Source organism: Pseudomonas sp. Irchel s3h14 (genome assembly GCF_900187425.1).
In the GTDB taxonomy this organism is placed as follows: domain Bacteria; phylum Pseudomonadota; class Gammaproteobacteria; order Pseudomonadales; family Pseudomonadaceae; genus Aquipseudomonas.
In genome coordinates this window covers 13,277-33,396 of sequence record NZ_FYDJ01000001.1, presented here as the reverse complement: position 1 = coordinate 33,396, position 20,120 = coordinate 13,277, and the positions used below count along the sequence as shown (strand labels likewise).

Below are 20,120 nucleotides of genomic sequence, written 5' to 3'. Positions count from 1 at the left end.
ATTCATCCTCTTTGGCGGAGTCAGGGAATTTTCCCGTTTTGTCCGGTGTGAAGCCAGTGGCTGTTTAAAAAACATCCAGGCCGAGTATCTAGACCCGTCAGTCACTCGATGAACAAGGTAGCGGCCGAAACTTAACTCAAACTGAATAAACCGCTCTAGAACGTGTGTTCCAGGTTACAAAAAGTGTGACCGGCGTAGTGGCAAAGTGCATTTCACACTACCCAACAATAGGTCAATTGTCCTCAAATCAACGACATCTGGCGACCCGGCGGACAGAAGGCTTCGCAGTCCAGATTGAAACCTTCCCGACGATTGAGACCCAGACGTTTGATGGTTTTGGCAAAGCGCTGCGCCAGCAGATCGGCAAACGGTCCTTCGCCGCGCATCCGGGCACCAAAGCGACTGTCGTAGAGCTCGCCACCACGGCTCTGACGAATCAGGCTCAACACATGAGCGGCACGCTGAGGATAGTGGGCCGCCAGCCATTCTTCGAACAGCGGTGCAACTTCCAGTGGCAGGCGCAGCATCATGTAGGCCGCACTTTGCGCCCCCGCGGCATGCGCTTCGGTGAGCAGGCTTTCGAGTTCGCTGTCGTTGATCATCGGAATCATCGGCGAGCACAGAACGCCCACCGGAATTCCCGCTTCACGCATCACGCGGATCGCCCGCAACCGAGCCTTGGGTGCCGCGGCGCGCGGCTCGAGGATGCGTTTGAGCTCGTCGTCCAGGGTGGTAAGGCTGATCATCACCGCCACCAGCCTTTGCTCGGCGAGTTCGACCAGCAAGTCCAGATCCCGAAGAATCAGCGAGCCCTTGGTAATGATGGTCACCGGGTGACGATAACGCAGCAGGACTTCGAGGGTTTTGCGGGTGATTTTGTGCTCGCGCTCGATCGGCTGATAAGGATCCGTATTGGAGCCCAGATTGATCGGCGCGCATTGATAGTCGCGCTTGGACAGTTGTTCTTCCAGCACATCGGCTGCGTTGGTCTTGGCGATCAGCTTGGTTTCGAAATCCAGCCCTGGCGACATGTCCCAATAAGCGTGGCTGGGCCGCGCGTAGCAATAGATGCAGCCATGCTCGCAGCCGCGATAGGGATTGATCGAACGATCGAAGGGCAAGTCCGGCGAGTTGTTGCGAGTGATGATGGTTTTCGCCGTTTCGATGCGCACCTCGGTGCCTTGGGTGATCGGCGCTTCCTGATACCAGCCGTCATCCTCGGCCACCGAGCGATTCGGCGCGAAACGGTTGTGCGGGTTGGTGGCGGTGCCGCGGCCGCGAGGTGGCAGGGGGGTAGGCATCGACAAGGTCCTTTGGCTGTATGTTCATACAGTATAGGGCCTCGACAAATTCGGCCAGTGCCGTTCGGCGCCTGTTAATTACAAAAAACCTGGTTCTTTGTATTTCTATCGATTGGTTAAAGCGTTCGTCACCATGAGATACATATAACACCTGGCATAGTTATAAGAGCTATTAGTAATATCTGTTGCGCACGAAGTTGTCGTGTTTAACTATTAAATGGAATTAATTAATGTCGAATTACAATCATCGTGGTGTTTTTTTGCAGCTGATGCGAGCGTCTATTGTTAGTCCAAAAGAAGTTAGGGTTTCCATGCAGTTTGCACTAAAGGAAGAGGGTTACGATTCGGAAAACCGCGCTGTCACTTACGCTCTGCTGGACTCGAGCACCCGCGAGGCCGTATCGAACGATGGCGGCATGACGTTCACCATGGGGGCCGCCCATGCTGATGTGGACGGTGATGGTGACATCGACGCACAAGACAAGGCCGTTCTGCTGGCCTTGGCGAGTGCCTATTCGAAGATCGTTAATCCGTAATCGCGATTGAACGCATGCAGTCGGTAAATATTGAGTGCACGTTAGGTTGTAACTAAGCCTAAAAAAGCGGTATGGAGTTTCCATGCCGCTTTTTTATTTTATTTAATGAGTCGTCGCTTGGCCAATGTCATCATTTGAAGTCGTTTTCATTTCGTCTTCCCTTAACGCCATTACATCACTGGCTTTAACAGTGGCACCTTTGTTTCCCCAACTAGTGGCAATGAAACTCACCACATCCGCCACTTCCTGATCCGACAAGCGCCAGGCGAATCCCGGCATGGTAAAGGTCGAAGGGGCCGTGTGAGTCGCCGGCAGCGTACCGCCCTTGAGCACGATGTGAATCAGCGACGTCGGATCCTCCGACTGCAACACCGGGTTGCCCGCCAGCGCCGGGAACACTTTGGTGTAGCCATGGCCATCGGTACGGTGACAGGCCGCGCAGTTATCGATGTACACCGAAGCGCCAGGCTTGCTGTCGTCCCCGTTCCACAGCGCCTGTGCGACCTGTTTGTCGTACTGGTGCGGCTGATCGTCGGGATCATTCGCCGGCAAGGACTTGAGGTAACGGGCAATCGCGGTCAGATCGTTGTCGGTCATGTACTGCATGCTGTGCGTCACCACATCACTCATGCCACCAAACACCGCGCTACGATCGCTGCGACCGGTCTTGAGGAACTGCACCAGTTGTTCTTCGCTCCAGCTGCCCAGGCCGTCTTTGTGATCGCCGCGCAGACTTTTCGCGATCCAGCCTTCCAGTGGCGCACTGCCTGACAGAAATGCACTGCCTTCGCCGGCACTCAGGGCTTTTTCCTGCATGGTCAGGGCACGCGGCGTATGGCACGCACCGCAATGTCCCAAGCCCTCGACCAGATAAGCCCCACGGCTGACCACGGCATCTTCGCCGAGTGCCGCTTTGTAGTCCGCCACGGCCGGGGCAAACATCCAGCGCCAGCCAGTCAGCGGCCAGCGCATGCTCAAGGGCCACGGAATGTCGCTGTCCTTGTTCTCTTGAGCCACCGGAGCTACGCCGTGCATGAAGTAGGCGTACAAGGCGTTCATGTCGGTTTCGTTGACACTGGCGTAGGACGGATACGGCATGGCCGGGTACAAGGTACTACCGTTTTTGGCGACACCATGCCGGACTGCTTTGTCGAAATCCTCAAAGCTGTAGTCGCCCAGCCCGGTTTTATCCGGAGTGATATTGGTGGAGTAGATCGTCCCGATCGGCGTTTCCATCGGCAGGCCGCCGGCGAACGGCTTGCCGTCCTTGGCGGTATGGCAAGCCACGCAGTCACCCGCTCGGGCGAGGTACTCGCCTTGTTTGATCAGGTTTTGATCGATTTCAGCGGCGTTGATCGAGCCACAACCGAGCAGCGCCAGGGTCGCGATAACAAGTGCTTTCATGGTCATCGCTCCTTAAGCCTGAACCAGCGGGCCGGGGTTTTTCAGGTACTGCTCGCGGATCGCCCGGGCCGACCAGTAGGTCAAAGCTGCCACCAGGCCGGTAGGGTTGTAGCCCAGACCTTGTGGGAAAGCTGACGCTCCGGGGACGAAAACGTTGTGTACGTCCCAGCTCTGCAAGTAACGGTTCAGAGCGCTGGTTTTCGGGTCGGTGCCCATGATCGCGCCACCGTTAAGGTGGGTGGTCTGGTAAGACGCGGTGTTGAAGTGATCGCCAACCTTCTTGCCCAGTACGGCGATGGCCTTGGGGCTCATCGCTTCGGCGATCTTGCCCATTTTCTCGACCATGAAGCGGTTCATCTTGATGTCGTTTTCCTGCCAGTCGAAGGTCATCCGCAATAGCGGCAAGCCGTAGGCATCGCGGTACACCGGGTCTAGATCGAGGTAGTTGCCGCGGTAGGATTGATGCGCGCCGTGGGCATCCATCGACACTTGATGGGTGTAGTAATCGGCGGTGGCACGTTTCCAGGCACTGCCCCAGGCCGGGGTGCCCGGCGGGTTGGATGTGCCAGCGATCGGTCGGCTGCCTGCCTGGTTGACCCACATCGGCGAGCCGCCGACGAAACCATGGGGGCCGTGATCGAAGTTGTCGGCGTTGAAGTCATCCACCGCCACGCCGTTACCGCCGGCACCGATAAAGTTATTGGTGTGGGTGTCTTTGTCGAAGTAGGCCTTGATGGTGGCCATGTTCTGGTAGGCGAAGTTTTTGCCGACCACGCCTTCGCCGCTGATCGGGTCGTACGGTTTGCCGATACCCGAAAGCAACATCAGCCGCACATTGTGGAACTGGAAGGCACCGAGGATCACCAGGTCTGCCGGCTGCTCGACCTCCCGGCCCTGGCCGTCGATGTAGGTCACGCCTGTCGCCTTGCTCTTGGTGCTGTCGAGATTGACCCGCAGTACGTGGGAGTTGGGCCGCAACTCGAAATTGGGCAGCGGTTTGAGCGCCGGCAGAATGTTTACGTTCGGCGATGCCTTGGAATACATGTAGCAGACATAGCCGCTGCAAAAACCGCAGAAGTTGCACGGGCCCATCTGAGCGCCGTAGGGGTTGGTGTAGGGGCCTGACGTATTGGCCGAGGGCAGGTTGTAGGGTTTGTAACCCACTGCGGTGGCCGCTTTCTGAAACAGCTGTGCGGAAACAGTGTTCTTCTGCGATTCCAGCGGGAAATGATTCGAACGATCCGGCGCGTACGGGTTGCCGCCCTTGCCTTCGCCGACCAACTGACCCTTCACCGTCCACGCCTGACCCGAAGTGCCAAAGACCTTCTCGGCGTAATCGAAAAACGGTTCCAGCTCTTCATAGCTGACGCCGAAGTCCTGAATGGTCATGTCCTTGGGGATGAAGCTTTTGCCGTAGCGTTCTTCGTAGTGGCTGCGCATGCGCAACTCGATCGGGTCGACCCGAAAGTGCACGCCGGACCAGTGCAAACCGGCGCCGCCGACACCATTGCCGGGCAGGAAGGCGCCCAGTTGGCGGTTCGGTAGCGCGATGTCATTCACGCTATGGCGAATGGTCACGGTCTCTTTGGAAATGTCCTGGAAGAGTTTTTTCCGCACGCTGTAGGTGAGTTCGTCGATCACCTGTGGATAGTTGCCGTCGGGGTAAGTGTCCTGCATCGGCCCGCGCTCCAGCGCCAGCACATTCAGGCCGGCTTCTGTCAGCTCCTTCGCCATGATCGCGCCCGTCCAGCCAAAACCGACGATCACTGCGTCGACCTTCTTCATTACCGTTGCCATGCTTACGCCCTCTCGCCGCGAATCGAAACTGCCGGGAAGGGGTATTGCTCGTTGCGTTCCACCCAATCCATGAAATCGGCGCGGGCGCCGGGGAAGCCGATCATGGTCCAGCCGACCATGCCTTTATTGCCGCCGTGAATCGGGTCGCAGAAGAACCCTTCTTTGGTGTTTTGCAGCAGCAGGTTGAAGAAAATCTTCGCTGGAACACTGTCGAACTGAGGTTTTCCGGCCTCGAGTTGCTTGAGCAAATCGTCTCGGGTAGCGCTGTCTTGCTCAGCAAATACTTTACCGTTGAACGCTTTCGACCAAGCATCCGTGGCGGCGATGCCCAGGCGATAAATCTCTTTGGGCACCAGTTTGCTCTGCCAGCCCATTTCCGGAGCAGCGTCTGCGTTGAACGGTCCCTGCATGAACCACAGCGCACCGGCCGCGTAAGGCGTGTTCATCTGGCGGTCGATGTATTCGGGCACACCGGCTTCCAGAGCGCCTGGCCCTTGGGCATCGCTTGGAATCAGCTGGGCGACAGCCGCCTGGATGAACGTCCATTCTTCGGCGGTGAAGTAGCTGGGTTCATAGGTGCTGGTGCTGACCGGCGCTTTGCCGGAACTGGCCGGGGCTGCTTCGGGCGCGCCCATCAGGACCGTGCTGCCCAGACCGGTGCTGGCAACGGTGACCACCGGGATCAAGGTCAGGGTTTTGCGCAAAAACTCACGCCGCGGGTTGTCTCGATCTTGATCGGACATAGGGTGGCACCTCATCAGGCATAGCGGTTTTTCAGCCGTCTCGCAGGACGACTTTTCGTTTTGGCACCGATGCAGATCGCCACCAAGCGGGGGAGCAATAGGGCGCATCGGTAATATGGAGAAACAAATGGTAGCAGGCTAAGCATAAAGATGAACCGATTCAGCTAAAAAACCTCGGTTTTGCAATGAAAGCGATCGGCCGATTCACGATTCTTTGACAGAGGGGTCACAGGCCTTTGACCGCTCGGGGATGAAGCTGGGCGTCATCTTCCCGATTCTTCCTGAACGGTCACCCCGAGCATGTCTCTACCGCGTTGTATCCCGGCGATTTGTCTGTCGCTGGCCGCACTTTTGAACCTGCCGCTGGCCCTTGCCGACGACAGTGCGTTGCCCCGACCTGCGGAGTGGGCTCAATCGGTCGAGGTGCAATACAACCTCTTCAAAATGTCCCCGACGCTCTATCGCAGTGCATTGCCCGACAGAGGCGCCGTGCCGTTACTGGAAAAACTCAAGGTCGGTACCGTTATCACTTTCCTCCCAGAGTCGGATTCAAGCTGGTTATCCGCGCCAGGTATCGCACAAGTACAGCTGCCCTATCGCACCAACCATGTGGATGACGCGGATGTACTCAAAGCCCTTCGTACGATCCAGACTGCCGAAGCCGAGGGGCCGGTGCTGATGCACTGTAAACATGGTTCGGACCGCACGGGCCTGATGGCGGCCATGTACCGGGTCGTGGTGCAGGGCTGGAGCAAGGAAGACGCCCTGAACGAAATGACCCAGGGCGGTTTTGGTGACAGCACTCATTTCAAGGACGGCGTCCGCTACATGATGCAGGTCGATGTCGACAAGCTCCGCACCGCGCTGGCCAACGGCGATTGCAGCACGAGCCCATTCGCCAGTTGTTCGATGAAGAGCTGGTTCAAATCGGCCCATGTCGAGTAAACCGTTGTGTCAGCGGGCAACGGCCTCTGGGCCTGCAAAAGCGGATTGGTATCGGGCATGGCGTCTTCCTTGAGTAGAGGCTGAATGTGGTCAGCCTATAAAGGAAGCGCAGGGGAAAGGTGGTAGATAGATACCACCTTCCAATCCGTTCAGGAGTGGAAGGTGGCGTTGACTCAGTGTTGCTCGTCAGGCTTTTTCTTCAGCTTCGGGTTCGGGAAAAACTGCACGGCCTGAACCTTGGCGTCCGGCACCTTCAGTGCCGAAATGTTGACCCGCGTGCCCAATTCCTTGGGTACCGAAAGGCCTTGTTCATTCAGCGTGTCGGAATAACCGCAGGCCACGCACTCGCGGTGCGGGACTTCGTCTTCGTTCCACATCATCAACTTGTCCGGCTCGCTGCATGCCGGGCAGACCGCCCCGGCGATAAAGCGCTTTTTCGTCTTCACAGGCCCCTCGCTCATGCTGCTGCGACCTCACTCAGGCCGCTGTGGCGCAAGAGTGCGTCAATCGACGGCGGGCGTCCGCGGAAGTCGACGAACAGCACCATCGGCTCCTGGGAACCACCGCGTGCCAGGATCGCTTCGCGGAACGCGCGGCCGGTCTCGGCGTTGAGCACGCCTTCTTCTTCGAACTTCGAGAAGGCATCCGCCGACAGCACTTCAGCCCACTTGTAGCTGTAGTAGCCCGCCGCATAACCGCCGGCGAAGATGTGCGCAAAGCTGTTAGGGAAGCGGTTGTAGGCGGGTGGACGCATGACTGACACCTCGTCGCGCACACCTTCAAGTACCTGCGCCACGCTACGGCCGTCACCGTGGGTGGCGTGCAGGTCGAAGTCGAATAGCGAGAACTCCAGCTGACGAACCATCATCAGGCCGGACTGGAAGTTCTTCGCCGCGAGCATTTTTTCCAGCAGGTCCTGAGGCAGCGGTTCGCCGGTTTCGTAGTGACCGGAGATCAGCGCCAGACCTTCCGGCTCCCAGCACCAGTTCTCCATGAACTGGCTTGGCAGCTCGACCGCATCCCAGGCCACGCCGTTGATGCCGGATACGCCGGCGTGTTCAACGCGGGTCAACAGGTGATGCAGGCCGTGACCGAATTCGTGGAACAGGGTGGTCACTTCGTCGTGGGTCAACAGGGCCGGTTTGCCGCTGTCGGCCGGGGTGAAGTTGCACACCAGGTTCGCCACCGGACTTTGCAATACGCCGCTGATCGTGCGGCGACGGTCGCGGGCGCCGTCCATCCAGGCACCGCCACGCTTGTTGGCGCGGGCGTAGAGGTCGAAGAAGAAGCGGCCGACGTGCTGGCCGTTTTCCTTGATTTCGAACAGGCGAACATCCGGGTGCCAGGTGTCGAAGCCTTTCAGTTCGGTGATTTCGATGCCGTACAGGCGCTGAACGATAGCGAATAGACCGCCCAGCACTTTATCGATCGGGAAGTAAGCGCGAAGGGCTTCCTGGGCCACGCTGTAGCGCTGCTCGCGAAGCTTTTCACCGTAGAAACCGCTGTCCCAGCTTTGCAGGTCCGGGCAGCCTTGTTCGGCGGCGTACGCCTTGAGCTGTTCCAGATCCTGGGCGGCGAATGGCTTGCTGCGCTTGGCCAGATCGCGCAGGAAACTCAGCACCTGATCGCTCGATTCGGCCATTTTGGTGGCCAGGCTCAGCTCCGAGAAGCTGGCGAAGCCCAAGAGTTTTGCAAGCTCCTGACGCAGGTCGAGGATTTCTTCCATGACCGGGCCGTTATCGTTCTGACCGGAATTCGGGCCTTGGTCCGACGCACGGGTGCAGTAGGCGGCGTAGACTTCTTCGCGCAGGGCGCGGTCGTGGGCGTAGGTCATCACCGCGTAGTAGCTTGGGAATTCCAGGGTGATCAGGAAGCCTTCCAGACCTTTGGCCTGTGCAGCCGCGGCCATTTGCGCCTTGGCCGAATCGGTCAGGCCTGCGAGTGTAGCTTCGTCAGTGACGTGCTTGGTCCAGGCCTGGGTGGCATCGAGCAGCTGGTTGGAGAAGCGGCTGCCCAGCTCCGACAATTTGCTCTGCACTTCGGCGTATCGCTTTTGTTCGGCTTCCGGCAGGTCGATACCCGACAGACGGAAGTCACGTAGGGAGTGTTCCAGGATAGTTTTCTGCGCCACATCAAAACCGGCAGCTTCGGGGCTGTTAGCCAGCGCTTCGAACGCCTCGAACAACTCGCGGTTCTGGCCCAATTCGGTGGCGTAGGCGCTCAAGGCCGGCAGGCAGGACTCGTAGGCTTCGCGCAATTCGGCGCTGTTGCACACGGCATTCAGGTGGCTGACCGGGCTCCAGGCCGCGCCCAGGCGATCATTCAGTTCGTCCATCGCCAGCACCAGGCCGGCCCAGGTCGGTTGTTTGCCCTGGGTTTTGAGGATCTCGATAATGGCGGCGCGGTTGTCAGCCAGGATCTGTTCGATGGCCGGTTGTACGTGTTCGGCACGGATCGCCGAGAACGGCGGCAGGTCGTAGGACTGCAAAAGAGGGTTGTTCACGCTCACGGTTGGCACCTTGGCTGGAAGAAACATTGCGCCATCTTAATTACAATCGACGCTCACCGCAGCTATCAGCAAAAGAGAGAGAGCCTATCGTGACCCTTCGCAAGTATCAGAACCACACGCCGCTACTGGGTAAAGGCGCCTTTGTCGACGGTTCGGCGGTGGTGATCGGCGACGTTGAAATCGGCGAAGACAGCTCGGTCTGGCCGCTGACGGTGATTCGTGGCGACATGCACCGCATCCGCGTTGGTGCGCGCACCAGCGTGCAGGACGGCTGTGTGCTGCACATCACCCATGACGGGCCGTTCAATCCCGATGGCTTTCCGTTGCTGATTGGCGACGATGTGACCATCGCGCATAAAGTCATGCTCCACGGCTGCTCCGTAGGCAATCGGATTCTGATCGGCATGGGCAGCATCGTCATGGACGGCGCGGTGGTCGAGGACGACGTGATTATCGGTGCTGGCAGCCTGGTGCCCCCGGGCAAACGCCTTGAAAGCGGCTTCCTTTATGTGGGAAGCCCGGTGAAACAGGTCCGGCCACTGACTGACAAGGAAAAAGCCTTTTTCACCTACAGCGCGGCGAACTACGTGAAGCTCAAGAATTTGCATCTGGCCGAAGGCTACGACCAGCTCTGACCCTGCGCCCTTATTCAGGATTCAACATGCATTACCAAACCGTATTGTTCGACCTCGATGGCACCCTGACCGATCCACGCGAGGGCATCACCCGTTCGATCCAGTTCGCCTTGAGCAAACTGGGCATCGATGAACCCGACCTGACCAAACTTGAACACTTCATCGGTCCGCCGTTGTTGCAGGCGTTCATGCAGTTCTACGACTTCGACGAGCCCAAGGCCTGGGAAGCGGTGAACTTCTACCGCGAACGCTTCAAGGTCACCGGCCTGTACGAGAACCGCGTATTCGACGGCGTCACACCATTGCTGGAAACCCTCGGCGGGCAAGGGCGACAGCTGTACATCGCGACGTCAAAACCGTGGATTTTCGCCCGGGAAATTGCCCGGCACTTCGACTTCGCCAAGCACTTCAAAGTGATCTACGGCAGCGAACTGGATGGAACCCGGACCAACAAAGTCGAGCTGATCGCCCACTTGATGGCCGAAGAAGGCCTGGACCCGGCCAACACCCTGATGATCGGCGACCGTAAGCACGATCTGATCGGTGCGCGCAGTAACGGGCTGGATGCGGCGGCGGTGGGTTACGGGTTTGGCAGTCGGGAAGAGTTGAGCGCTGAAGCACCGGCCTGGCTCTTCGAGACGCTGGAAGAGATGCATCAGGCGTTTTTGCAGCGTTAATTAAACCGCCATCGCGAGCAAGCTTTGCTCCTACGGGGGCGTGTCGTGCCCACCATTGCGACTTGACGAGAATCTGTAGGAGCAAGGCTTGCCCGCGATGGCGTTCTTCCGGACACATCCTGAGTAACTGTTGCGACTCAAACTTTGCTCCGTGATCTAGCCTCAAAAAGAAGTTGGATCAAGGAGGATCATCAATGCCAAGCCAGCATCATGCCCACCGACTACGTTCAGGACGTTACTCGGAGGAGGGGCAAATCTACTTGCTGACAGCCGTCGTCCGAAACCGTCAGCCTGTTTTTTCCAGTTTTCAAACGGGTCGATTAGTAGTCGATGCATTTCAAAAGGCGCAACAAGAGCAATTCGCCAACTCATTGGCCTGGGTTGTCATGCCTGATCATTTTCATTGGCTTATCGAACTTCAAAACATTCCCTTGCCGACCCTGATGGCCCGCACGAAATCACGCACAACGGTCACATTAAACCGGGCGCTTCAGAGAGAAGGTCCGATTTGGCAGCCAGGATTCCATGATCGCGCCATTCGCAAAGAAGAAGACCTACAGGCAGTTGCTCGATACATCGTCGCCAATCCATTGCGAGCGGGATTGGTCGAGAGGGTTGGGGATTATCCGTTGTGGGATGCTATTTGGTTGTGAGCCAACGCTAGCGACTACTTGCCCGCGGTGGCGGCAGTTCAGTTGACGGAAATCTTATCTGCTAATGCTTTCAACGCCGCCTTGCGCTCACCCACCGGCAACGCGCCGAGCTTCTCGACTGCCGCATAAAACTTCACCCAATCCCCACCTACCTGCCTGAACAACGCCGCAAACGCCGGCACCCATTGGTCGTACAGCCCAAATGGCAACAGCCGGGCATTGTTCATCGGCGCATTGATCCACGCGTCATAGCGTTTTTCCCCAGCCCATTGGCTGTCGCGCAGCTGCCGGTATTCACCCCGCAATCGTTCGAACTCGTCGGCTTTGCGCTGGCGCATCTGGTCGGCGGGCAGGGGCAGGGTGTACAGCCGTTCAAGTCGCGTTCGGGTATCCAGAACCAATTGAATGAACTGGTCCCGTTGCTGCACCTGCGCGCCGCTGTCCGGTGGCAAGCCGCGGAATGCACGCCATTGGCGGGTGCCTTCCTGTTCGACGAAGGTGGCGAAAGACTCATTGAACTCGGTGTCGTCCTTCACATAAACACGTTGATGCGCCAGTTCATGGAAGATCAGCGTGGCCAATCGTTCGTCACCCCAGGCCACCATCGAACTGATAATCGGATCGTTGAACCAGCCGAGCGTCGAATAAGCCTCGACGCCACCGATCGATACGTCCATACCTTGCAATCGTAGCAACGCAGCTTCACCGCGGGCCGCGCTCTGACTGTAATAACCGCGATAGGCGACGCAACCGGCGATCGGGAAGCAATGGTTCTGGGGTGTCAGGGAAAATTCCGGCGTGGCAAACACGTTCCAGACTACGAACGGCCGGCCAATGTCGGCGTACAAACGGTAACTCTGGTTATCCGGTAGCCGCAGCTGTTGGCTGGCGAACGTACGGGCCTTTTGCGATTGAGTCAGGTGCGCACGCAATAGCTGATCGCGACCGGGATCGGCAATCACTGTGGAAACCGGCTCGCGTGCCCGCAGCAATTGCAGCTGACCACTGGCCAATTGGCCGTAATAGCTGACGCCGGCGCAACCGTTGAGAAACAAAAACAACACACCCGGAAACAAAATGCGTAAAACGCGATCAAGTAACCCAAGGCTTGGAAGCGGCCTGATCAAAATGAATCATCCTTGGAGAGTCTGCCCGCAAGACTATCCCGCCTGACTGGAGCTCCGCTATGCGCACGTTGATGCTGACAGGAAGCCTGCTGTTGCTGGCAGGTTGTGCTGGATTCGGATTACCCCGCCATGATCCGGCTCAAGCGTGGATCGACCTGGATTCGAAGCAGGAAGACACCGCGCTGCAAGCGCTGGAAGTCGATGACAAGGCCGCCACCGACAAGCGCTATTTCGAGGTTCCGCCGGGTAGCCATGAGTTGACGGTTCGTTACCAATTCCCGGTCGCACCCACCAACATCGGGCCCGACGCCGAACCGCTATGGCGTGACTGCCAGATAAACGTGAAATTCAACGACTTCAATGCCGGCGAGCGGTATCAGCTGAAAGCAGGAAATATCGGCTTTCGGCCGTGGGCAAAGCTCTATGATCAGCAGCGAAAAGTGATTGGCCAGGGTGTACCGGCAGGCTGCCAACGCACCTGATCGGCGTTATTCTAAAGGACTAGTCCTTGAGAAAATCATCATGCGCAGGTTAACGCTGTTACTTGCTGCAAGCATCGTTGCTGGCTGTCAGAGCCCGTTGCCAGCGGTTAATCCGCAGATGGCCTGGGTCGAGTTTTCTACGCCATTCCCCAACGATAAATTGCTGATGGCCGAACGCCTGGACAATCAGCGATTGCGTGACGGGCGTTTTTTCCAGGTCACCCCCGGTAGCCATGAGCTGATCGTTCGATTCGACTTTGAAGTGCCCGGTGGTGGGGGCCTGGGCATGATGAACGGCCCCTCGGAACGCTTGTGCTACCTGACCATCAACTACGATTATTTCGAAGCCGGCCAGCGTTATGTGCTGGAAGGCCGTTCGATAGCGTTCACCCCCGGCGCCCGGTTGTACAACGCCAAGCGTGAAATCGTCGCTGAAGATCGAGAGTCCTATTGCCTCATGTGAGGTGAATCAGCGGTCGTTCTTCTGGTAGATGATTTTCTTCGTGCCGCCTTCGCACGAGCCAACGACCATATTCTGATCGTGTACTTCGTCGTTGGTGACGATTTCCAGCGTGTAGGACGAGACGTTATTGGCCTGGATCTTGGCTTCAATCTCGGCTTTGAGTTCTTCACAGGATTTCGTTGCCGCCAGGGCCGGTGTGGCCAGCGCGCAACAGATAATCGCCAAGGCAAAACGTTTCATGGTTGAAGCTCCTTTGAGGCAGCGCGCACGGTAATGCGCTTTAGCTGCTGTCATTTATTCGACCACAATCTCGCCAGCCAGGTTTTGTTTCAGCGCAAAAAAAGAACGCAGCCCGCCGAGGCTGCGATCTTTTATCGGTGAGCGCGACAACCCCTATCAGCTGATCAATGTTGCATCCAGACTGATTTTCGCATTCAGCACTTTGGATACCGGGCAGCCTTCTTTGGCTTTATTGCTCAATTCCTCAAATTGAGCCTGAGTCGCCCCAGGAATCTTCGCTTTGAGTATCAATTTCACTGCCGTGATCGCGAATCCGCCGTCCACCTGGTCCAGGGTAACTTCGGCATTGGTATCGATGCTGTCAGCCTTGAGACCGGCATCGCCGAGAATCATCGAAAACGCCATGGAGAAGCAGCCCGCGTGCGCTGCTCCGATCAGCTCTTCCGGATTGGTGCCCTTGCCGCCTTCGAAACGGGCCTTGAAGCCGTAGGGCGCTTCTCTGAGGACACCGGTTTCCGTGGAAATCGAGCCGATACCGGTTTTCAGGTCACCTTCCCAATGAGCCGATGCTTTCTTCGTAATAGCCATGTCTGCCTCCTCAAGATCCGGCGCGAAGCGTCGCGCCTTTGTGGTTTTCGGTTGCTAGGGTTCTGAGGATAGACCGTGGTGCAAAGTTCACCTGATCTGATCGGTCCTCTTATTTCGTAGGAATTTTGGCTCTGCCATTGAAACTCGGGTATATGCCCTCATTGCATGAATCACGCTTATAGATTCGGCAGGTTTTCGTTTGTAAGAAAAAACCTGCGCCCTCAATTGGAGAAGCAGGCTTATGAAACGACTGTCCGATATCAAGTTCTCGACCCTCGATCTGGTGCCCGTGCGGGAGAACGGCAGCGCGGCCCAGTCGCTGCGCAATTCCCTGGACCTGGCTCAGCACGTCGAAAAATTCGGCTACAACCGTTTCTGGGTTGCCGAACACCACAACATGGACGGCATTGCCAGTTCGGCGACTTCGGTACTGCTTGGCTACCTGGCTGGCGGCACCTCGACCATTCGTGTTGGCTCGGGCGGTGTGATGCTGCCAAACCACGCGCCGCTGGTGATCGCCGAGCAGTTCGGCACGCTCGAAAGTCTGTACCCGGGCCGGATCGACCTGGGCCTGGGCCGTGCACCCGGTTCCGACCAGATGACCGCCCGCGCTTTGCGTCGTGAACGCTCCGGCAGCGCCGACGAATTCCCGGAAGATGTTGCCGAACTGATGCGTTACCTCGGCCCACGTACTCCGGACCAGCGGATCATCGCAATGCCAGGCACGGGCACCAACGTCCCGGTCTGGCTGCTGGGCTCCAGCTTGTTCAGTGCGCAACTGGCGGGTGAACGCGGTTTGCCCTACGCCTTCGCTTCACATTTCGCACCGCGCTTCATGCATGAGGCCATTCGCGTCTACCGCAATCACTTCAAGCCTTCAGCAATATTGGATAAGCCCTACGTAATGCTCGGTGTGCCCTTGGTGGCTGCCGACACCGACGAGCAGGCCGATTATCTGGCAACCTCGGTCTATCAGCGCATCCTGGCGTTGATGCGTGGCCAGAGCCTGGTGCAACGTCCGCCGGTAAAAACCATGGACGGCCTGTGGCTGCCTCATGAGAAAGAGGCGGTCGGCGATTTCCTTGGCCTGGCGATGGTTGGCAGTCCGCAGAAAATCCGCGCAAAACTGGAAGTGCTGATCGAGCAGACCCAGGCGGACGAGCTGATTTTTACCTGCGACCTGTACGAACATGCCGATCGCGTGCACTCCTATGAACTGCTGGCCCAGGTCATGAAGGGCTGACGCTCAAATCGCGAGCGCAAAAAAGCCGACGTCATTGCGTCGGCTTTTTCATTTTCGAGGGCGGTCAGCCCTGCTTGTAGACGATTTGCTTGGAACCTTTTTCACAAGTGCCGACGACTTTGCCGTCAGCGGCAGCGCCTTTATCGACGATTTCCAGTGAATAATTAGCAATGCCCTTGGCATCCAGTTTCGCGGCGATTTCAGCTTTTAGCTCTTCGCACGACTTGCCCTGGGCCAGGGCTGTTCCCGCAAAAATCAACAAACCTACCGCTAAAATAAAATTCTTCATCGGGTCGCATTCCCTGGTCGGGTCAATAGGGTCACCCAGCAATCAGCCGGATGTAAATATGTAGCGCTTTGCCATTCCCTATGGCGCTCGGCCAGCGCGCAGGCTCAGAAGACTAGCTCAAACTCAGCTACTGGCAATCCGGAACCCGACTTTGAGCGTCACCTGAAAGTGCGCTGCCTTACCGTCCTTGATGTGCCCGCGGGTTTCGGTCACTTCAAACCATTCCATATATTTTAGGCTTTTGCTGGCCTCGGCCAGTGCGTTGTTGATGGCGTCTTCAATGCTACTGGTGGACGAGCCGACGAGTTCGACTTTCTTGTAGGTGTGATGGTCAGTCATGGCGTTCTCCTCAGGGTGTGAAATACAGCCTAGCAGTGATTTTTCGTATTACTTCTGTCGGCCAATCCGAAGTGGAAGTTCAGATTTACTGCACTTTCTCGAACCCCTGAAGTCCCAACCAACACACGCAACTCAATCAATGCAGGAGAGCCACCATGGCCAACACCTCTTTACGTAAAGCCTCATTGCAAAGCATGGAAGCCGAGATCGAGAGTCTGCTGAAGTCTTTGGAAAACCTGAAGGACGACGCCTCGGACGAGTCGCGTAAAACCCTTAAAGCCTTGAAAAGCAACGCCGAGAATGCGCTGAAGCATTCGCGTCATCTGCTCAGCGATGCGTACGAAGACGTCAAAGTCAAAACCCGTGAAACCGGGATTGCCACGCGGGATTACGCCCAGGAACACCCTTGGACGACAGCGGGTGTGGCTGTCGGTGCATTGGGGCTGCTCGCGGCTTATCTGCTGTTCAAACGCGGTGACTAATCCGTCTGGCTCAGCTCGTTTTTGAGCCACTGCGCCAGTTGCCGAGCGCGCCCGTCCGCGGCGCGCTTGGGTAGCCACAACGCCAGTTGCGCCGGGGTTTCACTGAAGCCCCATGGCGCAACCAGGCGCCCGGCCTTCAAGTCCTCAGCGACCAGCGGCTCGGGCGCAATCGCCACACCCAGGCCGGCCACTGCGGCCTCCAACAAGTAATACAAATGCTCGAAACCCTGTCCGTACTTCAATGCTTTGGCGTCGAGGTTGCTTTGTTGTGCCCAGCTTGGCCAGGCCTGCGGGCGTGAGGTGGTGTGCAGCAATGGCTCGCTCAGCAGCGCTGCGGGCGGTGCGTCTTGCAGTCGTTCGAAGCCGGCGAATCGCGGGCTTATGACCGGGCCGATCCGTTCGCTCGCCAACTCATAGACTTGCATGTCCGCTGGCCACGGTGGCTCGGCAAACACCAGCAAGGCGTCCAGTCCCGGGCGACGTGGATCGAGATCACCCTCGCCAGCCGACAGGTGCAGGCGCAGGTCCGGCAGGTCGGTATTCAATCGTCCCAACCTGGGAATAAACCAGCGTGCCAACAAGCTGCCCGAGCAACCCAGTACGAACGGTGCGTCGGCGGTGCTTTGGGTCAGCTCTGCACAAACAGTCCGCAAACGCTCGAACGCCTCGCCGCTGGCATCGCGCAAACGAATGCCCGCATCTGTGAGTTTAAGGCCGCGGCCTTCCTTGATGAACAGGCTCACGCCCAGATGTTCTTCAAGCACCTTGAGTTGCCGGCTGACCGCACCATGGGTGACGTGCAGCTGTTCGGCCGCCTTGCTGACGCTATTCAGGCGGGCAGTCGCTTCGAAGGCCCGAAGGGCGTTCAACGGGGGAAGGTCATGGCTCATGAGATCTGTGAGTTTTCCTGACAGGTTGCAGCGATCTTATCGGTTTTCAGCTCAAGGCGTCAGGGGTAGAGTTAGCCCACTCTCTTTTCAAAAGCATCATCCCACGCATTCAACTGGAGCGACCCATGACCCAGACTAATCTGCGCAACGGCCCCGACGCCAACGGCCTGTTTGGCGCGTTCGGCGGCCGTTACGTCGCCGAAACCCTGATGCCGTTGATCCTCGATCTGGCCCGTGAATACGAATTGGCCAAGGATGATCCTGCATTCAAAGAAGAATTGGCCTACTTCCAGCGCGACTACGTAGGTCGCCCAAGCCCACTGTACTTTGCCGAACGTCTGACAGAGTTCTGCGGCGGCGCGAAGATTTACCTCAAGCGCGAAGAGCTGAACCACACCGGCGCGCACAAGATCAACAACTGCATCGGCCAGATTCTGCTGGCGCGACGCATGGGCAAGAAACGCATCATCGCCGAGACTGGCGCTGGCATGCACGGCGTGGCGACCGCCACCGTGGCTGCACGTTTTGGCCTCGATTGCGTGATCTACATGGGCACCACTGACATCGAACGTCAGCAGGCCAACGTATTTCGCATGAAGCTGCTGGGCGCCGAAGTGATCCCGGTCGTGGCCGGTACCGGCACCCTGAAAGATGCGATGAACGAAGCCCTGCGTGACTGGGTGACCAACGTCGACAGCACCTTCTACCTGATTGGCACTGTGGCCGGTCCGCACCCTTATCCTGCGATGGTTCGCGACTTCCAGGCTGTTATCGGCAAAGAAACCCGTACGCAACTGCAAGACCAGGAAGGTCGTCTGCCGGACAGCCTGGTGGCGTGCATCGGTGGCGGTTCCAACGCCATGGGCCTGTTTCACCCGTTCCTCGACGACAAAAGCGTCGAGATCATCGGCGTTGAAGCTGCCGGCTACGGTATTGAAACCGGCAAGCACGCGGCCAGCCTGAACGGCGGCGTACCGGGCGTACTGCACGGCAACCGTACCTTCCTGCTGCAGGACGACGACGGCCAGATCATCGACGCTCACTCAATCTCTGCCGGCCTCGACTATCCAGGCATCGGCCCGGAACACGCCTGGTTGCATGACATCGGCCGCGTCCAGTACACCTCGGTAACCGACGACGAAGCCCTCGATGCGTTCCACAAATGCTGCCGCCTGGAAGGGATTATTCCTGCACTGGAAAGCGCCCATGCCCTGGCCGAAGTGTTCAAACGCGCACCGACCCTGCCGAAAGATCACCTGATGGTGGTCAACCTGTCCGGCCGTGGCGACAAAGACATGCAAACCGTGATGCACCACATGGAAAACTCTCAACAAGAGCAGTCCAAGCAGGAGAAACACTGATGAGCCGCCTGCAAACGCGTTTTGCCGAACTCAAGGAACAGAATCGTGCCGCCCTGGTGACCTTCGTGACCGCTGGCGACCCGAGCTATGACACCTCTCTGGCGATCCTCAAAGGCCTGCCTGGCGCCGGTGCCGACGTGATCGAGTTGGGCATGCCTTTCACCGATCCGATGGCCGATGGCCCGGCAATCCAGTTGGCCAACATCCGCGCCCTCGGCGCCAAGCAGAACCTGGCGAAAACCCTGCAAATGGTTCGCGAGTTCCGTGCAGGCAATACCGAGACGCCGCTGGTGCTGATGGGTTACTTCAACCCGATCCACATGTATGGCGTGCCGCGTTTCATTGCCGATGCGAAAGAGGCCGGCGTTGACGGGTTGATCGTGGTCGACTTGCCGCCGGAGCATAACGGCGAACTGTGCGACCCGGCCCAGGCCGCAGGTTTGGATTTCATCCGCCTGACCACCCCGACGACTGACGATGTGCGCCTGCCGACTGTCCTGAACGGCAGCTCAGGCTTCGTCTATTACGTGTCTGTTGCCGGTGTGACCGGTGCGGGCGCGGCGACGCTGGAGCATGTTGAAGAAGCGGTTGCGCGTCTGCGTCGCCACACCGATCTGCCGATCAGCATCGGTTTCGGTATTCGTACACCGGAGCAAGCGGCGTCCATCGCGCGTCTGGCTGATGGCGTGGTGGTGGGTTCGGCGTTGATCGATCACATCGCCAATGCGTCAACGCCGGATCAGGCAGTTGATGGCGTGTTGAGCCTTTGCTCGGCGCTGGCAGACGGCGTGCGTAAAGCCCGCGTCAGCTGAAGGTAAAGTTCCTGATACAGAGGAATTAGAGCCTCGCGGCACAGACTAAACAGCAAGACCGAGGGCTTCAGGACTACGTTCTGAAGCCCTTTTTGCTGTATGTGCAGTGAGGAAAGACCCGATGAAAATGCCGAAACGTCTGATTGCCAGCCTGGGTGTGCTGATGCTCAGTGCCACCCCGTTGCTGAGTGCGAGTGCTGATCAGCACGACGATCACGACCGCGGCGGCCCGCAGCAAGGCCATAACGATAACCGCGGTGACAATCATGGCGACGATCACCGTGGCCCGCAGGACAATCATCGCGGCGGCCCTCCGCCACGGGACTTCGGCCCGGTGCGCCAGACTATCCACGATAACCATGGCTATTTCGTGCGCGGTGCTCCGCCACCTCCAGGTATTCATTTGGTGCGTGGCCGACCGCTGCCTCACGGCTATTACGGCGAACGCCTCGATAACCGTGCCTTGGGCCGGCTGCCATATTACCCGGGGTACGAATGGCGCCGTGCGGGTGGCGATATTGTGCTGATCGCCGTAGGAACCGGGATCGTTTATGAAATTCTCGAAGGGGTGCTTTGAATAGCAGGTAGGTGTTGAAGGCTTCGC

At 58.0% G+C, this 20,120-nt stretch carries 24 protein-coding genes; 12 read left to right on the top strand and 12 right to left on the bottom strand.

Annotation, left to right across the window (positions count from 1 at the left end):
• Window positions 1–242 precede the first annotated feature (242 nt).
• Window positions 243–1,301, bottom strand: a complete 1,059-nt coding sequence (locus CKW16_RS00190; protein WP_095126754.1) for a PA0069 family radical SAM protein — start codon at window positions 1,299–1,301, stop codon at window positions 243–245.
• 230 nt (window positions 1,302–1,531) lie between these two features.
• Here CKW16_RS00190 and CKW16_RS00185 point away from each other — a divergent pair, with 230 nt between their 5' ends.
• Complete coding sequence (locus CKW16_RS00185) at window positions 1,532–1,837, top strand: hypothetical protein (protein WP_095126753.1); 306 nt, start codon at window positions 1,532–1,534, stop codon at window positions 1,835–1,837.
• 102 nt (window positions 1,838–1,939) lie between these two features.
• On the opposite strand, the gene CKW16_RS00180 is transcribed toward CKW16_RS00185, so the two are convergent.
• Genes CKW16_RS00180 through CKW16_RS00170 form a run of 3 tightly spaced genes read right to left on the bottom strand, consistent with a single transcriptional unit; the run spans window position 1,940 to window position 5,781 of the window.
• Window positions 1,940–3,241, bottom strand: a complete 1,302-nt coding sequence (locus tag CKW16_RS00180) for a cytochrome c (RefSeq protein WP_095126752.1) — start codon at window positions 3,239–3,241, stop codon at window positions 1,940–1,942.
• Between the two features lie 12 nt (window positions 3,242–3,253).
• Window positions 3,254–5,038, bottom strand: coding sequence for a GMC family oxidoreductase (locus CKW16_RS00175; protein ID WP_095126751.1), 1,785 nt, complete (start codon window positions 5,036–5,038; stop codon window positions 3,254–3,256).
• Between the two features lie 2 nt (window positions 5,039–5,040).
• Window positions 5,041–5,781 (bottom strand): gluconate 2-dehydrogenase subunit 3 family protein, encoded by a 741-nt coding sequence (locus CKW16_RS00170; RefSeq protein ID WP_095126750.1) that lies wholly within the window; start codon window positions 5,779–5,781, stop codon window positions 5,041–5,043.
• A gap of 300 nt (window positions 5,782–6,081) precedes the next feature.
• Between CKW16_RS00170 and CKW16_RS00165 the strand changes: the two genes are divergently transcribed.
• Window positions 6,082–6,726: a tyrosine-protein phosphatase gene (locus CKW16_RS00165; protein ID WP_095126749.1), complete on the top strand. Its 645-nt coding sequence runs from the start codon at window positions 6,082–6,084 to the stop codon at window positions 6,724–6,726.
• A gap of 173 nt (window positions 6,727–6,899) precedes the next feature.
• On the opposite strand, the gene CKW16_RS00160 is transcribed toward CKW16_RS00165, so the two are convergent.
• Window positions 6,900–7,187: a YheV family putative zinc ribbon protein gene (locus CKW16_RS00160; RefSeq protein WP_095126748.1), complete on the bottom strand. Its 288-nt coding sequence runs from the start codon at window positions 7,185–7,187 to the stop codon at window positions 6,900–6,902.
• Window positions 7,184–9,262, bottom strand: coding sequence for an oligopeptidase A (gene prlC / locus CKW16_RS00155; RefSeq protein ID WP_176471498.1), 2,079 nt, complete (start codon window positions 9,260–9,262; stop codon window positions 7,184–7,186). The genes CKW16_RS00160 and prlC overlap by 4 nt, the downstream gene beginning before the upstream one ends.
• 62 nt (window positions 9,263–9,324) lie before the next feature.
• Between prlC and CKW16_RS00150 the strand changes: the two genes are divergently transcribed.
• The 3 genes from CKW16_RS00150 to CKW16_RS00140 all read left to right on the top strand — a co-directional run bounded on the left by CKW16_RS00150 (window position 9,325) and on the right by CKW16_RS00140 (window position 11,200).
• Window positions 9,325–9,870, top strand: coding sequence for a gamma carbonic anhydrase family protein (locus tag CKW16_RS00150; protein ID WP_095126747.1), 546 nt, complete (start codon window positions 9,325–9,327; stop codon window positions 9,868–9,870).
• Between the two features lie 26 nt (window positions 9,871–9,896).
• Window positions 9,897–10,547, top strand: coding sequence for an HAD family hydrolase (locus tag CKW16_RS00145; RefSeq protein ID WP_095126746.1), 651 nt, complete (start codon window positions 9,897–9,899; stop codon window positions 10,545–10,547).
• Between the two features lie 194 nt (window positions 10,548–10,741).
• A complete protein-coding gene (locus tag CKW16_RS00140) occupies window positions 10,742–11,200 on the top strand; it encodes a transposase (RefSeq protein ID WP_095126745.1) in 459 nt (152 codons plus the stop codon).
• 38 nt (window positions 11,201–11,238) lie between these two features.
• On the opposite strand, the gene CKW16_RS00135 is transcribed toward CKW16_RS00140, so the two are convergent.
• Window positions 11,239–12,327, bottom strand: a complete 1,089-nt coding sequence (locus CKW16_RS00135) for an aminopeptidase (RefSeq protein WP_095126744.1) — start codon at window positions 12,325–12,327, stop codon at window positions 11,239–11,241.
• Window positions 12,328–12,386: 59 nt separating this feature from the next.
• Between CKW16_RS00135 and CKW16_RS00130 the strand changes: the two genes are divergently transcribed.
• Window positions 12,387–12,809 (top strand): hypothetical protein, encoded by a 423-nt coding sequence (locus CKW16_RS00130; protein ID WP_095126743.1) that lies wholly within the window; start codon window positions 12,387–12,389, stop codon window positions 12,807–12,809.
• Between the two features lie 40 nt (window positions 12,810–12,849).
• On the top strand, window positions 12,850–13,272 hold the full coding sequence (locus CKW16_RS00125) for a hypothetical protein (protein WP_095126742.1): 423 nt from the start codon (window positions 12,850–12,852) through the stop codon (window positions 13,270–13,272).
• Between the two features lie 6 nt (window positions 13,273–13,278).
• On the opposite strand, the gene CKW16_RS00120 is transcribed toward CKW16_RS00125, so the two are convergent.
• On the bottom strand, window positions 13,279–13,512 hold the full coding sequence (locus CKW16_RS00120) for a DUF1161 domain-containing protein (RefSeq protein ID WP_095126741.1): 234 nt from the start codon (window positions 13,510–13,512) through the stop codon (window positions 13,279–13,281).
• 156 nt (window positions 13,513–13,668) lie between these two features.
• Window positions 13,669–14,100, bottom strand: a complete 432-nt coding sequence (locus tag CKW16_RS00115) for an OsmC family protein (protein ID WP_046044847.1) — start codon at window positions 14,098–14,100, stop codon at window positions 13,669–13,671.
• A gap of 241 nt (window positions 14,101–14,341) precedes the next feature.
• On the opposite strand from CKW16_RS00115, the gene CKW16_RS00110 reads away from it, so the two are divergent.
• Window positions 14,342–15,343, top strand: a complete 1,002-nt coding sequence (locus tag CKW16_RS00110; RefSeq protein ID WP_095126740.1) for an LLM class flavin-dependent oxidoreductase — start codon at window positions 14,342–14,344, stop codon at window positions 15,341–15,343.
• Window positions 15,344–15,407: 64 nt separating this feature from the next.
• Here the strand turns inward: CKW16_RS00110 and CKW16_RS00105 are convergent, their stop codons facing one another.
• Window positions 15,408–15,632, bottom strand: coding sequence for a DUF1161 domain-containing protein (locus CKW16_RS00105; RefSeq protein ID WP_095126739.1), 225 nt, complete (start codon window positions 15,630–15,632; stop codon window positions 15,408–15,410).
• A gap of 123 nt (window positions 15,633–15,755) precedes the next feature.
• Window positions 15,756–15,971 (bottom strand): dodecin, encoded by a 216-nt coding sequence (locus CKW16_RS00100; protein WP_008027736.1) that lies wholly within the window; start codon window positions 15,969–15,971, stop codon window positions 15,756–15,758.
• A 155-nt stretch (window positions 15,972–16,126) separates the two neighbouring features.
• Between CKW16_RS00100 and CKW16_RS00095 the strand changes: the two genes are divergently transcribed.
• Entirely contained in the window at window positions 16,127–16,453 is a 327-nt protein-coding gene (locus CKW16_RS00095) for a YqjD family protein (protein ID WP_095126738.1), read from the top strand.
• On the opposite strand, the gene CKW16_RS00090 is transcribed toward CKW16_RS00095, so the two are convergent.
• Entirely contained in the window at window positions 16,450–17,343 is an 894-nt protein-coding gene (locus CKW16_RS00090) for a LysR family transcriptional regulator (RefSeq protein ID WP_095126737.1), read from the bottom strand. The genes CKW16_RS00095 and CKW16_RS00090 overlap by 4 nt on opposite strands.
• Before the next feature lie 125 nt (window positions 17,344–17,468).
• Between CKW16_RS00090 and trpB the strand changes: the two genes are divergently transcribed.
• The 3 genes from trpB (at window position 17,469) to CKW16_RS00075 (ending at window position 20,093) form a co-directional block, all read left to right on the top strand.
• Window positions 17,469–18,704 (top strand): tryptophan synthase subunit beta, encoded by a 1,236-nt coding sequence (gene trpB / locus CKW16_RS00085; protein WP_095126736.1) that lies wholly within the window; start codon window positions 17,469–17,471, stop codon window positions 18,702–18,704.
• Window positions 18,704–19,516: a tryptophan synthase subunit alpha gene (gene trpA / locus CKW16_RS00080; protein WP_095126735.1), complete on the top strand. Its 813-nt coding sequence runs from the start codon at window positions 18,704–18,706 to the stop codon at window positions 19,514–19,516. Before trpB ends, trpA begins: the two co-directional genes overlap by 1 nt.
• 121 nt (window positions 19,517–19,637) lie before the next feature.
• Window positions 19,638–20,093, top strand: a complete 456-nt coding sequence (locus tag CKW16_RS00075) for an anti-virulence regulator CigR family protein (RefSeq protein ID WP_095126734.1) — start codon at window positions 19,638–19,640, stop codon at window positions 20,091–20,093.
• Window positions 20,094–20,120 lie beyond the last annotated feature (27 nt).